We start from the raw sequence: 14,424 nt of genomic DNA, 5'->3' as shown, positions 1-14,424 counted from the left end.
TCCTCAGGCTCCGCCGCCTGGCGCGCGGGAGCGCGGCGTCGTCGATGCCCGCCCCTAGTATCTCCGTTCTTGGGCATGATCCGAACAGGAGGGGTGGACAGACCCGTGGAAATCTCTGCCGCAGGGCGACTTGAGGTCCGTATCACCGCTGCTGACGTGGGTAAACGAGTCTCCGTACGGCGCTTGAGCGACGCTGGTGTCGCAGGTCAGAGGTTCACCGACACGGTCGGTGTTCTCACATCATGGACCGACGGTGTGCTGCTGATCACACGAAAGAGTGGCGAGAGCGTCCGTGTCGCCGAGTCCGACCTGGTCGCCGGAAAGGTCGTGCCGCCCGCGCCGGCCCGCCGCCGCGGCCCCGCGGCGTCCTACGAGGAGCTGGCGCGTGTCGCCGCGCGGGCCTGGCCCCCGGTGGAGAGCGAGCGGCTCGGCGCCTGGGAGCTGCGGGCGGCCGGGGGCTTCACCCGGCGGGCCAACTCCGTACTGCCGCTGGGCGATCCGGGCCTGCCGCTCGACGAGGCGCTGACGGCCGTACGCCGCTGGTACCGCGAGCGCGGGCTGCCCGCGTACGTCCAGACCGCCACCGGCGCCGAGGGCACCCAGGAGCTGCTCTGCGCGGAGCTGGAGCGGCGGGGCTGGGTCCGGGAGGTGACGGCCGAGGTGTGGACCGGCGCGCTGGCTCCGGTCGCCGACCGGGCCGAGGGCGCCGGTGTGGTCCTGTCCCGGGAGGCGGACGAGGCCTGGCTGGCGCGGTACCAGCGCAAGGGTGTGAGCGACGTGGCCCTGCGGGTGCTGGGCGGCGGGCCGTCGGTGTGGTTCGCGTCGGTGCCCGGCGCGGCCGCGGACGGCCCGGGCATCCCGGCGGCGATCGGCCGGTGTGTCGTGGACGGGCGCTGGGCCTCCTTCGCGGCCGTCGAGGTCGACCCCGCGCAGCGGCGCCGGGGGCTCGCGACCGCCGTGCTGGCCGCGCTGGCCCGGCGGGCGCTCGACGAGGGCGCGTCGGCGGCGTGGCTCCAGGTGGAGACGGACAACGCGGGGGCCCGGGCGCTGTACGCCGGGACGGGCTTCGCCGCGCACCACGCCTACCACCACTACCGGGAGCCCGGGGACGCCGGGACGGACCGGTGACCCGTCGCCGTGACATCGCTGTGAAAGGGCACGATTGGGGCATGCGTCATCCTCAGCCACCCCAGCCCCCGTCGCCGGAACGTTCGGCCGAACTGCGCCGGCGGTTCGCCGAAGAGGCCCGGTCCGAGCGGCCCGACCTGGCCACGCTGTGCCTGCTGGTGGGCGCGGAGGCGGACGGGACCCTGGACGAGGCGGGGCTGGACGCCGCGCAGGTGGAACTGGACCGGCTGGCCGGACAGCTCCCGTTCCGGCCGGGTACGCCGCGGGCCTGGGCGGTGGCGCTGCGGGACCTGCTGGGCGAGCGGTACGGGTTCCACGGGGTCGCGGCCGACTACCAGCGGCTGGAGTCGTCGCTGCTGCACGAGGTGCTGCGGCGGCGGCGCGGGCTGCCGATCCTGCTGTCGGTGGTGTGGCTGGAGGTGGCCCGGCGGGCGGGGGCGCCGGTGTACGGGGTCGCGTTGCCGGGGCACTTCGTGGTCGGGTTCGGGGCGGAGTCGGAGCCGGTGCCGGGGTCGCCGACCGGGTCTCTGTCCGGGTCGCCGTCCGGGTCGCTGGAGGAGCGGGTGCTCGTCGACCCGTTCGACGGGGGGCGGCTGCTGACCGGGCAGGACGCGGAGGTGCTGGTCGCGGGCGCGACGGGGGCCGGGCTGCGGCCGTCGATGCTGGAGCCCGCGGCGCCGTTGGACGTCGTGTCGCGGGTGCTGAACAACATCCGGGCGTGGGCGGCCCGGCGGCCGGAGCAGTCGGCGGTGGGGCTGTGGGCGGTCGACCTGGCGCTGCTGTTGCCGGCGCATGCGGCGCGGTTGCGGTACGAGCGGGCGCGGTTGCTGGTGCAGCGGGGGGAGTTCTCGGCGGGGGCCGGGGAGTTGGAGGCGTACGCGGAGGTGGTGGCGGCGGTGGATCAGGCGGTCGCGGAGGAGGTGCGGGGGGAGGCCCGGGCGGCTCGGGCGATGCTGAACTGAGCGTCGGTGGGTGCGAGCCGGGGGGTGGGGTCGCTTGCCCGCGCTGACAGGATGCCGCCTGCGCCCGCCCTCCCCCACGCTCGGCTTCGCTCGCGCGGGGGGGACCCCCATCGCCCCAGCGGCACGACTGCCCGCAGCTGAGTGCTTTACAGCCAGCCCTTGTTCCTGGCCACCTGGACCGCTTCCGCCCTGTTCCGGACCGCCAGTTTCTGGATGGCCGTGGAGAGGTAGTTGCGGACCGTGCCCTGGGAGAGGTGGAGGGCCGTGGCGAGTTCGGCGTTGGTGGAGCCGTCGGCGGCGGCGCGGAGGACCTCGCGTTCGCGGTCGGTCAGGGGGTTGGCGCCCTCGGCGAGGGCCGCCGCCGCCAGGGTCGGGTCGATGACCCGCTCGCCCGCCAGCACCTTGCGCACCGCTGCGGCGAGCTGGGCGGCCGGGGCGTCCTTGACCAGGAAGGCGTCGGCGCCGGACTCCATGGCGCTGCGCAGGTAGCCGGGGCGGCCGAAGGTGGTGAGGACGACCAGCTTCACGGCCGGGAGTTCCCGGTGGAGCAGGGCCGCCGCCTCGATGCCGGTCGCGCCGGGCATCTCGATGTCCAGCAGGGCCACGTCGACGCCGTGGGCGCGGGCGGCGTCCAGCACCTCGTCGCCGCGCGCCACCTGGGCGACGACCTCGATGTCCTCCTCCAGGCCGAGCAGGGCGGCCAGTGCCTCGCGGACCATCGCCTGGTCCTCCGCAAGCAGGACCTTGATCGTGCGGCTCATGCCCCGGATCCTATGTCGGCGCGGGCGGCCGCCGGGACGCGGGCGACCAGCCGGAATCCCCGGTGGGTCCCGCCCGCCTCCAGTGTGCCGCCCGCCTTCTCCAGGCGTTCGGCGAGCCCGGTGAGACCGTTGCCGGGGGTGCTCGCGGCGGCGGGGCGGCCGGAGCCGTTGTCCTCCACCAACAGTTCGAGCACCGCGCCGTCCAGTGTCTGGCGCCCCAGCAGCTCCACCACGCAGCGCCGGGCACCGCTGTGCCGTACGACGTTGGTGACCGCCTCGCGCAGTGCCCAGGCGAGGGCCGTCTCGGACTCCTCGGGGACGCCGGTCAGGTCCGGTTCGCCGGGCAGCTCGGCGACCACCCCCGCGGCCGTCAACGCGACCTTGGCGCCCGCCAGTTCGGTGCTGAGGCGGGCGCGGCGGTAGCCGGTGACGGCCTCCCGGACGTCGACCAGGGCCTGGCGGCTGACCTGTTCGATGTCGGCGACCTGCTGGGCGGCCTTGTCGGGGTGGGCGGGCAGCATGCGGCCCGCCAGCTCGCTCTTCAGGGTGATCAGGGAGAGCGAGTGGCCCAGCAGGTCGTGCAGGTCGCGGGCGAGGCGCAGCCGTTCCTCGTTGGCGGCGAGCTGGGCGACGGTGGCGCGGGCCTCGCGCAGCGCGATGGTGGTCCGGATCAGCTCGCGCACACCGGTCATGGCGAAGCCGCCCAGCAGCGCCGGGAGCAGCAGCGCGGCGATGAAGGAGGTCCCGTCCGGCACCGCGAGCGCGACGACCGTGAGCAGCGCCGAGGCGCCCGGGATCGTCCAGCGGGCCAGCCGCGGCGGCAGGGCGGCACCGGAGGCGATCGCGACGTACACGAAGAGGACCAGCCACTCGCGGCCCAGGGTGAGGGCGAGGAGCGTGGACTGGGCCGCGAGGACGGCGAGGGAGCCGAGGACCAGCCGGGTCCGGTCGCCGCGGCCGGTGCGGAAGAGCAGCAGCATGTACCAGACCACGAAGGCGACCAGGCCGGTCCAGCCGAGGACCTGGACACCGGCGGCGTGACCGCCGTGCAGCAGGTCGCTGACGGGGGCGCTCAGATAGGCCAGCCAGATGGCCGTCCACATCACCTTGACGGTCTTCTGCCTGCGGTTCTCCGGGCGCTGCCCGATGCCGACGCCGCTCACGCCTTCAGCGTGTCCTTCCGGTACAGCCAGGCCGCGCCGCCCGCGAAGAGCACGAAGTAGACGGCGAGGACGGCGAGGTCCTGTGCGTGCGGGGCGTGACTCTGTTCGATCGACTGCCCGAGGGCAGCGTACGCGTGCGTGGGCAGCCACTCGGCGATGTCCCGCAGCCACTGCGGGAAGGTGGTGGTGGGCATCCACAGGCCGCCGAGCATGGACAGGCCGAAGTACACGATCATCGTGATGGGCCGCACCGCGTCCCCGGTCGCCAGGTACCCGATGGCCACGCCGAGCGCGGCGAAGACCAGGCTGCCGGCCCAGATCACACCGGTGAGGGCGAGCCACTGCCAGGCCTCCAGGCGTACGTCCTTCACGGCCGCGGCGACGACGAAGACGACGACGATGGAGGGCAGGCTGACGACGGCGGCGCTCGCGGTCTTGGCGAGGACGTAGCCGCGGCCCGGGAGGGCGGTCAGCCGCAGCTGGCGCACCCAGCCGCTCTCGCGTTCCTTGGCGATGCGCTCGCTGTTGCCCATCAGCACGGCGGTCAGGGCGCCGAAGGAGGCCATCGAGACCATGAAGAAGGTCGGCAGGGTCAGTCCGGTGCCGTCGACCTCGGCGGTGCCGTCGGCGCTGCCCGCGATCAGCAGGAACAGGGCCGAGGGGTAGATCACCGAGAAGAACAGGAATTTGCGGTTGCGCAGCGCCCGGGTGAGTTCGAGCTTGATCAGGCTGTTCACGGCTGCTTGGCCTCCTCGGCGGCGGTGAGGGCGACGAAGGCCTGCTCGAGTCCGAGGCCGGCGACTTCGAGGTTGCGGGGGTAGAGGCCGAGGCGGTACAGGGCGTGCGCGGTGGCGTCGGCGTCGGAGGACTGGATGCGCACGGTCGTGCCGGGGCCTGCGGCGGAGCCGCTCGGGGACACCGTGAGCGAGGTCAGGTGGGGCAGCGCGCGCAGCGCCGCCTCGTCGACGGTCCCGTCCGGGCCGCCGTCCAGCTCGAAGGAGATCCGGCGGGCTCCGGCCCTGGCCTTGATCTCGGCGGCGGTGCCGTCGGCCAGCAGCCGGCCCCGGTGCAGGACGATCACCCGGTCGGCGATGGCGTCGGCCTCCTCCAGGTAGTGCGTGGCGAAGAGCACGGTGCGGCCCTGGTCGGCCTGCTCGCGCATGGTGGCCCAGAAGGCCTGGCGGGCGGTCACGTCCATGCCGGTGGTGGGCTCGTCCAGGACGATCAGGTCACTGTCGCCCGCGGTTGCGAGCGCGAATCGGACCCGCTGGGCCTGGCCGCCGGAGAGCTTGTCGACCCGGCGGTCGGCGATCTTGGTGAGTCCGGCGCGGGCCAGCACCTCGGCGACCGGGTGGGCCTTGGGGTGCAGCGCGCAGGCCAGCCGGACGATCTCGGCGACCGTGATCTCGTCCATCAGGCCGCCGCTCTGCAGCATGGCACCGACCCGTCCGGCGACGATGGCCTCGCGGGGTTCGGTGCCGAACACCCGCACGGTGCCGGCGTCGGGGCGCCTGAGGCCGAGCAGCAGGTCGAGCGTGGTCGACTTGCCCGCCCCGTTCGGGCCCAGCAGGGCCACGGTCTGCCCGGGGTGCAGGGCGAGTGTCAGCCCGTCGACGGCCCGGACGTCGCCGTACGCCTTGGTCACCTGGTCGAAGCCGACCACCGTTGTCCTCGTCATGGCCCCATCGTGGCCGCGGGGGGCGGGCGCCCGGCAGTGTCGGCGGTCCCGGGTGCGGGATGACAGATGTCATGCGGTTCCCGGCCGGGTACGGCGCGAGGGGCGCCCGGCGAGTGCCGGGCGCCCCTCTGCCGTGACCGGGTCAGCTGGGGTCGGTGTCGATGACGGCCACCCGGTCGGTCTTGCTCTTCAGTGCCTGGCGCATGGCGCCGTAGACGTCCTGCGGGGTGACGGCGGTCTTCTCACCGTTGGCCCGGGTGATGAGCACTCCGTCGAAGGTCTGGCCGTACAGCTCCTTGAGGGCGTTCAGGTCGGGCTTGTCGACGAGCTTGCCGTCGACGGCCGTGACCCGGAGGAACTTCCACAGCGACTTCTCGGGGCTCATCGGGATGGAGTGGGCCGGGTCCGTCTGCACGGTCACGCGGTCCGACATGGCCGGCTCGGCGAACTCCTTCAGCATCCGGTCGACCTCGGCCTTGGAGACCGTGGGCTCCTTGGTGGTCGTCGGCACGTTCACCGCGGTGGCGGTGCCGGTCTCCACCTGGGCGCGGTACGCGGCCTGCACGGCCTCGGCGGACTTGGCCACGTCTATGCCCTTGCCGGCCTTGCCGTACACGGGGACGGCCTTGCCCGACTCGAACTTGATGGTGCCCTCGGTCACCGAACCGGCCCCGCCCGCGGCGTTCTCCAGGGCGGCGTGCAGCTTCTCCTCGTCGACGGGCATGACCGGCTCGACGACCCGCTTCTGGCCGAAGAGCGAGCCGATCACGGACACCGGGTTGTAGTCGCTCGTCGCCGCGTCGCTGGCCGTGGCCTGGGTGTCGAGCTGGAGACCCGCCTGGTCCGGCTTCAGGGTGACGGTGTCGCCGCCCACCGTGAGCTTGAGCGGCTTGGCCGCACGCTCGCCCAGGGCCTTGTCCAGCTTCTCCACGGCGTCGTCGCGGGTGCCGCCGCCGATGTCGACGCCGAGCACGGTGGTGCCCTTGGGCACGTCGGAGCGGTTCATCAGCAGACCGGCGCCGTAGGTGACACCGGCGACGACGACCAGACCGCCGACGAGCAGCGGGAGCTTCCCGCGCCCCTTCTTCTTGGCGGGCTTGGCGGGGCTCGCCGGGGGCGCGGAGACCGGCTCGGGCAGCTTGGGCGGCGTGTGCGGCAGCGGCCGGTCGCCGGTGGCGGGCGGGAACGGTGCGGTGCGCTCGCCCGGTACGACGGGGATGCCGCTGGTCACGGTGTTGCCGGAGACGTTGTCCGGGTTGCCCGCGCCGGGGGGGACCGGCCGCTGCGGGGTCAGGATCGCGGTGTCGTCGCTGAGCCCGCCGCCGGGGCCGGGCCGGCCGGCGTCCGGGCCCGCGCCGGGACCGGGGCCCGCGGGCCTGCCGGGGCCGCCCGGGGCGCCGGGTCCTCCCGGTCCGCGCAGGCCGTTCGGCGCGGTCTCGCGCGGCCCGCCCGGCGCTCCGGGTCCCGCGGGCATCCCCAGGTCGCCGAGGTCGCCGACCGGGGGCGGCGACAGCCGGCTGTCGCCGGTGGCGGGGCCGCTCGTCGGTCCCGCGGGGCCCTGGGGCCCGGTGCCGTACGGGGACTGCCCGTTCAGGCCGTTGTGCTGCTCGCCGGGGGCACCGGGGCCCGGGGCGGTCTGCCCCTCCCCCGCGAAGTACGGCAGGTCGTCGCGGCGCGGTCCGGTACCGGCGTCGGCACCGGGCCGGGTGCCGTTGCTGCTGCTGTTGCCTGCGCCGTTGCCTGCGCTGTTCCCGTTGCCGTTGCCGCCCAGCGGACCGGCGGCCAGCGCCTCGGTCACGTCGAAGGAACCGGTGCCGCCACCGTGGCCGGGCGCCACGGGTCCGCCGGTCGCACCGGAGCGGGCGGCGCCGCCCGCGGAGCCGGGCCGGGAGCCGCCGGGTGCGCTCATGGAGCCGACGACACCACCGGGACGGCCACTCCCGCCGCCCGGCCGCGCACCGGCACCCGAGGCACCCGCGCCCGCGGGGCCCGGGCCCGCTGCCCCCGGGCCTCCGGCGGCCGGGCCCGAACCGCCCGGCAGACCGGCACCGTTGGTGGAGCCGCCACCCGGAGTGCCCTTGCCCGCGCCCGACTTGCGTGGCGCGAACCAGTCGCTGGTCGGCTTCTCCTCGGCGGGCTGGGCGGCCTCGGCGGGAGCCTCGGGGGCGGCGGCCGCGGGTGCGGCGGCGCTCGGTGCCGGCGCGGGCCGCCGGCCCGTCGTCTCCGTGTCGTCGGCGCCCTCCGCGCCGTCCGCGCCCTCCGCGACGGGCTTGCGCACGACGACCGGCGGAATGGGCCGCGACCCGGGGATGTTGATCCGGATCCGGGTGGTCAGCGTCGTCTCGGTCTTGCGCTCCTCCGGTCGCGCGGCCGAACGGCCCGCGTCCGCACCGGCGTCGGAAGCCGTGGGTGTCCCGTAGGGCGGGGTGCCCGACGGGTATGCGGCTCCGCCGCGCCCGTGGGGCCCGGAGGACGAACTGTCAGTTTCACGACTCAAGGCAGGTTCTCCCGGTTGGCTCCGCCGCCCGTCACGCCTTCAGCGGGCGGCTCGGCGGCGCGCACCACCATACTGGCCACTTCTCGCGCGTATCCCGTGACCGCCGGGGAAACCCACACGGGACTCGCACGCCCGCGGCACGGCGAAGCGGTACGTCACTTGCGAAGTCGGGCGGAGCCGCCGTCCGGTTGCCGCACCGGCGCGAGGGTGGCGCAGATCACAGCGACGGCGATCCCGCCGAGCAGGAAGAGATAGGAGCCGGCGCCCGCGGCGAAGAGGAAGTCGCCCTCCGGCCGGCTGGTGGTGAGCAGCACCACGGCGAGCGCCCAGCCGAGGGCGGGCGCGACGGCCCCGCCGCGGCGCCCCACGGCACGGCCCGCCCCGAGGCACAGCCCCGCCTCGGCGGCCAGCGCGAGCAGCAGCCCGCCGGGGAACCAGGCCGGCTGCACCAGCGCGCCCGCCACGCCCAGGACGGCCCCGAGCACGAAGAGCCCCACGTACAGGGCGGCCCGTCCGGGCGAGGGCGGGCGCAGCGGCTGGGCCAGTGCGGAGCTCGCCGGTTCGTTGCGGCCGGTCATGACGCGATCCCGGCGAACAGGTCGCTCTCGCGTCCCTCGCCGCCGCCCCGCTCGCCGCGCACCAGTTCGTAGTGCTCGGTGGTCAGGAGGGGCTGGGCCAGGTCGTTGGAGAGGACGAAGTACGGCTCGGCGACCGTGATCTGGGTGGCGTGCGCGCGCATCGCGGCGGCCTTGGCGGCGGCGTACGGGGTGCCCTCACCGTGAATCTCGGTGGTGATCCGCTCGTCGTCGACGACGCCCGGTACGTCCTCGACGCCGGCCGCCTTCTCGAGCGGCAGGCCGGGCAGGTCGTCCCGGAGCCGGGCGAAGGCGTCCTCCACGCGGGAGCGCGGCACGCGGTTCCAGTAGACCTTGGCGACGGGGCACCCGGCCTCGGCCGCCAGCTCCACCGCCCGCATGGCGATGCGGTGGGCCTGGATGTGGTCGGGGTGTCCGTAGCCGCCGTTCGGGTCATAGGTGACGAGCACCTGCGGGCGCACCTCGCGGATCACGTCGACGAGCAGGGCCGCGGCCGCGTCGACGTCCGCCTGCCACAGGCAGCCGGGGTCGTCGTTGTCGGACAGCCCCATCATCCCGGAGTCGGCGTACCGCCCGGGCCCGCCGAGCAGCCGGAAGTCCTCGACGCCGAGCGCGCGCATCGCGGCCGCCAGCTCCCCCCTGCGGTGCCCGCCGAGCGCGGCTCCGGACAGGTGGGCGAGCGCGGGCGGAATGACCTCGCCCCGCTCGCCGAGGGTGCAGGTCACCAGCGTCACGTGCGCACCCTCGGCCGCGTACCGGGCCATGGTGACGCCGTTGTTGATCGACTCGTCGTCCGGGTGCGCGTGCACCAGCAGCAGACGCCGGCCGGGGAGTTCCGTCATGGGGCCACCCTATGAGGCCGCGGGGTCGTTGCCGCAACGCGGGAGCCGTCCACGGCGGTCGTCCCCGGGAGGCGGTGCACCGGTGTCAGAAGTTGATGCTCCCGATCATCCCGGCGATGTTGGTCGTCAGCTCGCTGATCGTGGGGGCGATCGTCGAGGAGGCCAGGTAGAAGCCGAGGAGCATGCACACGACCGCATGCCCGGCCTTCAAGCCTGACTTCTTGACCAGCAGGAAGACGATGATCGCCAGCAGCACAACCGCCGAAATCGAGAGTGCCACGGCGGCTCACCTCCAATGGGCCCAGGGACATGGGGGGTCGGTCGGGGGGTCGGTCGCGGTCAAAGCTTGGGGCAGATAAATCCACGCGGCGGGCACCTGGTTGATACCCACTATGCGCTAGTGATCATAACTATCCGTGCGCGCGCATCTCTCGGCGCACGGCCGCACAAGGGGGCGCATGGCCAATATGGTCAAGGCATGACGACCGAGTCCGACTCCTTCCCCAAACGGCACGCCCGCACCCAGCGGTTCACGCTCGGCGCGCCGCGTTCGTTCACCGTGGCACCCGATGGTTCACGGGTCGCCTTCCTGCGCTCCGGTACCGGTACGGACCGGGCGAACTCCCTGTGGGTCCTGGACGTCGAGGAGGGCGGGGAGCGCGTCGCCGCCGACCCTCGCGCCCTGCTGGGCGGCGCCGAGGAGCGCCTGTCGCCCGAGGAACGGGCCCGGCGCGAACGCAGCCGCGAGGGCGGCGCCGGGATCGTCGGCTACGCCACCGACTCGGCGGTCGAGCTGGCCGCCTTCGCCCTGTCGGGGCGGCTCTTCACGGCCGAGCTGCGGGTCGGCACGGCGCGCGAACTGTCCGCCCCCGGGCCGGTGATCGACCCGCGCCCCTCCCCCGACGGCCGGCACGTCGCGTACGTCGCCCGGGGCGCCCTGCGCGTCGTGGGCGCCGAGGGCGACGGGGACAGGGCGCTGGCCGAGCCGGACGGCGAGGGCGTCACGTACGGGCTCGCCGAGTTCGTGGCGGCCGAGGAGATGGCTCGCAGCCGGGGCTTCTGGTGGGGCCCGGAGTCGGACCGGCTGCTGGTGGCCCGCGTGGACGACACGCCGGTGCAGCGCTGGTGGATCTCCGACCCGGCCCACCCCGGACGTGATCCACAACACGTCCCGTACCCGGCGGCCGGCACCCCCAACGCGGACGTACGGCTGTTCCTCGTCGGCCTCGACGGGGGGCGCACGGAGGTCCTCTGGGACCGGGCGCGGTATCCGTATCTGGCGCGAGTGCACTGGTCAGCGGCGGGTGCACCGCTGCTCCTCGTACAGGCGCGCGACCAGCGCAGCCAGCTGTACCTGGCGGTGGACACCGAGTCCGGGGCGACCCGGATGGTGCACGCCGACGAAGATCCAATTTGGCTGGAACTCTTCCCCGGGGTGCCCTGCTGGAGCCCCTCGGGCCGGCTCGTACGGATCGCCGACGAGGGCGGGGCGCGGGTGCTCGCGGTGGGTGAACGGCCGCTCACCGGCGCCCAGTTGCATCTGCGGGCGGTGCTGGACGTGGGGGCCGACGACGTGCTGGTCTCCGCCTCGGCGGGCGAGGACGCGGCCGAGGCGGAGACCGGCGAGGTGCACGTCTACCGGGTGAACGAACTCGGCGTGGAGCGCCTGTCCCAGGAGCCCGGCGTGCACTCGGCGGTCCGCGCGGGCGGCGTGACCGTGCTCGTCTCCGCGACGCTGGACCGGCCGGGCGCCCGCGTCCGGGTGCTGCGGGACGGGAAGACCCTGGCGACCATTGCCTCGTATGCGGAAGACCCCGGTTTGTCCCCGCGCGTGACCCTCACCCAGGGGGGCGCACGACGTGTCCCGTGCGCCGTGCTTATGCCAACGGACTACCACGGTGACACCCCCCTCCCCGTCCTCCTGGACCCCTACGGTGGCCCGCACGGCCAGCGTGTCGTCGCCGCGCACAACGCCCACCTCACCTCGCAGTGGTTCGCCGACCAGGGCTTCGCGGTGGTCGTCGCCGACGGGCGGGGCACCCCGGGACGCTCCCCCGCCTGGGAGAAGGCCGTCAAGGACGACGTAGCCGCCGTCGTGCTCCAGGACCAGGTGGACACGCTGCACGCCCTCGCCGCCGACTTCCCGCTGGACCTGGGCCGCGTCGCCATCCGGGGCTGGTCCTTCGGCGGCTACCTGGCGGCGCTGGCCGCGCTGCGCCGGCCGGACGTCTTCCACGCCGCCGTCGTGGGCGCCCCGGTCACCGACCTCAGGCTCTACGACACCCACTACCAGGAGCGCTACCTCGGCGACCCCGGCGAACAGCCGGAGGTCTACCGCCGCAACTCGGTGATCGACGACGCCGGACTGGTCGACGCCGCCGAGCCGCACCGGCCCATGATGGTCATCCACGGCCTCGCGGACGACAACGTGGTGGTCGCGCACTCGCTGCGGCTGTCCTCGGCCCTGCTGGCGGCCGGCCGGCCGCACGAGGTGCTGCCCCTGTCCGGTGTCACGCACATGACGCCGCAGGAGTCGGTCGCAGAGAACCTGCTGCGGCTCCAGGTGGACTTCCTCAAGCGGTCCCTGCCCGCTCCGGCCTGACGTCTGCCGCGTCACCCGTACGCCAACGCCTTTGACACGCGGGTAACTTCACCGACGCCGCCGCGACACACGGGCGCGCGAGGCTGATCCGCGTACGGCCGTGCGGGTGCCGTAAGCGGGCCGGGGCTCATGTCACCCCGGCCCGCTGCCCCCGCCCCCGCTCTCCCCCTCGCCCTCCCCCTCCGGCGGCACCACCTGCTTCTCCTCCGCGAAGTGGCAGGCGGAGTCGTGCGCGGCGGGCCCGGAGACCGAGCGGAACTCGGCGGGGACGGCCAGCGCCGGCACCTCCAGCGCGCAGCGCTCCCGCGCCTTCCAGCAGCGGGTGCGGAAGCGGCAGCCGGAGGGGATGTTCGTCGGGGACGGGACGTCGCCGGCCAGGATGATCCGCTCGCGGTGCTCCCGGGCCTGAGGGTCGGGCACCGGCACGGCGGACAGCAGCGCCTGGGTGTAGGGGTGCGTGGGGTGGTCGTAGATCTCCGCGTCCCGGCCGGTCTCCACGATGCGGCCCAGGTACATCACGCCGACCCGGTCGGAGATGTGCCGGACGATCGACAGGTCGTGGGCGATGAAGATGTACGACAGGTCGAACTCGTCCTGGAGGCGGCCCATCAGGTTGATCACCTGGGCCTGCACGGAGACGTCGAGGGCGGAGACCGGTTCGTCGGCCACGATGATCTCGGGGCGCAGCGCCAGACCCCGCGCGATGCCGATGCGCTGGCGCTGGCCGCCGGAGAACTGGTGCGGGTAGCGGTTGATGTACTCCGGGTTCAGGCCGACCACGTCCAGCAGTTGCTGCACCCGCCGGCGCCGGTCGCCCTTCGGGGCCACCTCGGGGTGGATGTCATAGGCCTCGCCGATGATGTCGCCGACGGTCATGCGGGGGTTGAGGGAGGTGTAGGGGTCCTGGAAGACCATCTGGATGTTGCGGCGCACGGCCTTCAGGGCCTTGCCGGACAGCCGGGTGATGTCCTCGCCCTTGTAGCGGATCTCCCCCGCCGTCGGCTTCTCCAGGTTGACCAGCATCTTGGCGACCGTGGACTTGCCGCAGCCGGACTCGCCGACGATGCCGAGGGTTTCGCCGCGGGCCAGTTCGAAGTCCACGCCGTCGACGGCCTTGACCGCGCCGACCTGCTTCTTGAAGAGGATGCCGGAGGTCAGCGGGTAGTGCTTGACCAGGCCGCGGACTTCGAGGATGGGCTCCGTGGTCTCAGCCATGCAGGCACTCCCTCCAGAAGTGGCAGGCGCTGCCCCGCTCGGCGTCGGACTCGGTGACGTCGTAGAGGGGCGGTACGTCGGTGCGGCAGACGTCCTGGGCCATCGGGCAGCGGGGGTGGAAGGCGCAGCCGGGCGGGATCCGGGTGAGGTTGGGCGGCAGGCCCTTGATGGCGTACAGCTCCTGGCCCTTCTGGTCCAGGCGCGGGATCGACTCCAGCAGCCCGCGGGTGTACGGGTGGGCCGGGGCCTTGTAGATGTCGTGGACGGGTGCCGTCTCCACGATCCGGCCCGCGTACATCACCGCGATCTTGTCGGCGACGTCGGCGACCACGCCGAGGTCGTGGGTGATGAGGATCAGGCCCATGTGCAGCTCGCGCTGGAGTTCCGCGAGCAGGTCCATCACCTGGGCCTGGACGGTGACGTCCAGGGCGGTGGTGGGTTCGTCGGCGATGATCAGCTTGGGTTCCAGGGCCATCGCCATCGCGATCATGATGCGCTGGCGCATGCCGCCGGAGAACTGGTGCGGGTACTGCTTCACCCGCTCCCTGGCGGCCGGGATGCGGACCCGGTCCATCAGCTCGACTGCCTTGGCGCGGGCGTCCTTGCGGGACATGCCGCGGTGCACGGTGAACATCTCGCCGAGCTGGTCGCCCACGGTCAGGACGGGGTTGAGCGAGGACAGCGCGTCCTGGAAGATCATCGCCATCTCGGCGCCCCGGACCTTCCGGCGTTCGTCCTCCTTGAGCTTCAGCAGGTCCCGGCCCTCGAAGAGGATCTCCCCCGCGGTGATCCGGCCGGGCGGGACGTCGAGGATGCCCATGATCGTCTGCGCGGTGACGGACTTGCCGGAGCCGGACTCGCCGAGCACCGCGAGGGTCTCGCCCGCGTCCACGCCGTAGTTGACGCCGTTCACGGCCTTGGCGACGCCGTCCCGGGTGTGGAACTCCACGTGCAGGTCGCGCACTTCGAGCAGCATGCGG

13 protein-coding genes are annotated in these 14,424 nt (G+C 73.8%); 3 read left to right on the top strand and 10 right to left on the bottom strand.

Annotated features, from left to right (window positions below; translation table 11 throughout):
• The first annotated feature begins 105 nt into the window (after nt 1-105).
• On the top strand, nt 106-1,128 hold the full coding sequence (locus tag K7854_RS07600; protein WP_226025598.1) for a GNAT family N-acetyltransferase: 1,023 nt from the start codon (nt 106-108) through the stop codon (nt 1,126-1,128).
• A gap of 41 nt (nt 1,129-1,169) precedes the next feature.
• On the top strand, nt 1,170-2,090 hold the full coding sequence (locus K7854_RS07595) for a transglutaminase-like domain-containing protein (RefSeq protein WP_226025597.1): 921 nt from the start codon (nt 1,170-1,172) through the stop codon (nt 2,088-2,090).
• A gap of 146 nt (nt 2,091-2,236) precedes the next feature.
• Here the strand turns inward: K7854_RS07595 and K7854_RS07590 are convergent, their stop codons facing one another.
• From K7854_RS07590 to K7854_RS07555, 8 genes are all read right to left on the bottom strand, one after another.
• A complete protein-coding gene (locus tag K7854_RS07590; RefSeq protein WP_226025596.1) occupies nt 2,237-2,851 on the bottom strand; it encodes a response regulator transcription factor in 615 nt (204 codons plus the stop codon).
• A complete protein-coding gene (locus K7854_RS07585) occupies nt 2,848-4,014 on the bottom strand; it encodes a sensor histidine kinase (RefSeq protein WP_226025595.1) in 1,167 nt (388 codons plus the stop codon). The genes K7854_RS07590 and K7854_RS07585 overlap by 4 nt, the downstream gene beginning before the upstream one ends.
• Complete coding sequence (locus K7854_RS07580) at nt 4,011-4,751, bottom strand: ABC transporter permease (protein WP_226025594.1); 741 nt, start codon at nt 4,749-4,751, stop codon at nt 4,011-4,013. Before K7854_RS07580 ends, K7854_RS07585 begins: the two co-directional genes overlap by 4 nt.
• On the bottom strand, nt 4,748-5,692 hold the full coding sequence (locus tag K7854_RS07575) for an ABC transporter ATP-binding protein (RefSeq protein ID WP_226025593.1): 945 nt from the start codon (nt 5,690-5,692) through the stop codon (nt 4,748-4,750). The genes K7854_RS07580 and K7854_RS07575 overlap by 4 nt, the downstream gene beginning before the upstream one ends.
• 142 nt (nt 5,693-5,834) lie before the next feature.
• Nucleotides 5,835-8,189 (bottom strand): hypothetical protein, encoded by a 2,355-nt coding sequence (locus tag K7854_RS07570; RefSeq protein ID WP_226025592.1) that lies wholly within the window; start codon nt 8,187-8,189, stop codon nt 5,835-5,837.
• Between the two features lie 155 nt (nt 8,190-8,344).
• Nucleotides 8,345-8,767, bottom strand: coding sequence for a DUF6113 family protein (locus K7854_RS07565; RefSeq protein ID WP_226025591.1), 423 nt, complete (start codon nt 8,765-8,767; stop codon nt 8,345-8,347).
• Entirely contained in the window at nt 8,764-9,627 is an 864-nt protein-coding gene (mshB, locus tag K7854_RS07560) for an N-acetyl-1-D-myo-inositol-2-amino-2-deoxy-alpha-D-glucopyranoside deacetylase (protein ID WP_226025590.1), read from the bottom strand. The genes K7854_RS07565 and mshB overlap by 4 nt, the downstream gene beginning before the upstream one ends.
• Nucleotides 9,628-9,712: 85 nt before the next feature.
• Complete coding sequence (locus tag K7854_RS07555) at nt 9,713-9,907, bottom strand: hypothetical protein (RefSeq protein WP_030145837.1); 195 nt, start codon at nt 9,905-9,907, stop codon at nt 9,713-9,715.
• 198 nt (nt 9,908-10,105) lie between these two features.
• Between K7854_RS07555 and K7854_RS07550 the strand changes: the two genes are divergently transcribed.
• Nucleotides 10,106-12,229: a S9 family peptidase gene (locus K7854_RS07550; protein ID WP_226025589.1), complete on the top strand. Its 2,124-nt coding sequence runs from the start codon at nt 10,106-10,108 to the stop codon at nt 12,227-12,229.
• A gap of 132 nt (nt 12,230-12,361) precedes the next feature.
• Here K7854_RS07550 and K7854_RS07545 read toward each other — a convergent pair whose 3' ends face one another.
• The gene (locus K7854_RS07545; RefSeq protein ID WP_226025588.1) at nt 12,362-13,444 is read right to left on the bottom strand and encodes an ABC transporter ATP-binding protein; all 1,083 of its coding nucleotides are present in this window, start codon (nt 13,442-13,444) and stop codon (nt 12,362-12,364) included.
• Complete coding sequence (locus K7854_RS07540) at nt 13,437-14,420, bottom strand: ABC transporter ATP-binding protein (protein ID WP_226025587.1); 984 nt, start codon at nt 14,418-14,420, stop codon at nt 13,437-13,439. The genes K7854_RS07545 and K7854_RS07540 overlap by 8 nt, the downstream gene beginning before the upstream one ends.
• Nucleotides 14,421-14,424: the final 4 nt, after the last annotated feature.

Origin of the sequence: Streptomyces hyderabadensis, assembly GCF_020404845.1 — a bacterium.
In the GTDB taxonomy this organism is placed as follows: Bacteria; Actinomycetota; Actinomycetes; order Streptomycetales; family Streptomycetaceae; genus Streptomyces; species Streptomyces hyderabadensis.
This window is presented reverse-complemented; position numbering and strand designations above follow the sequence as displayed.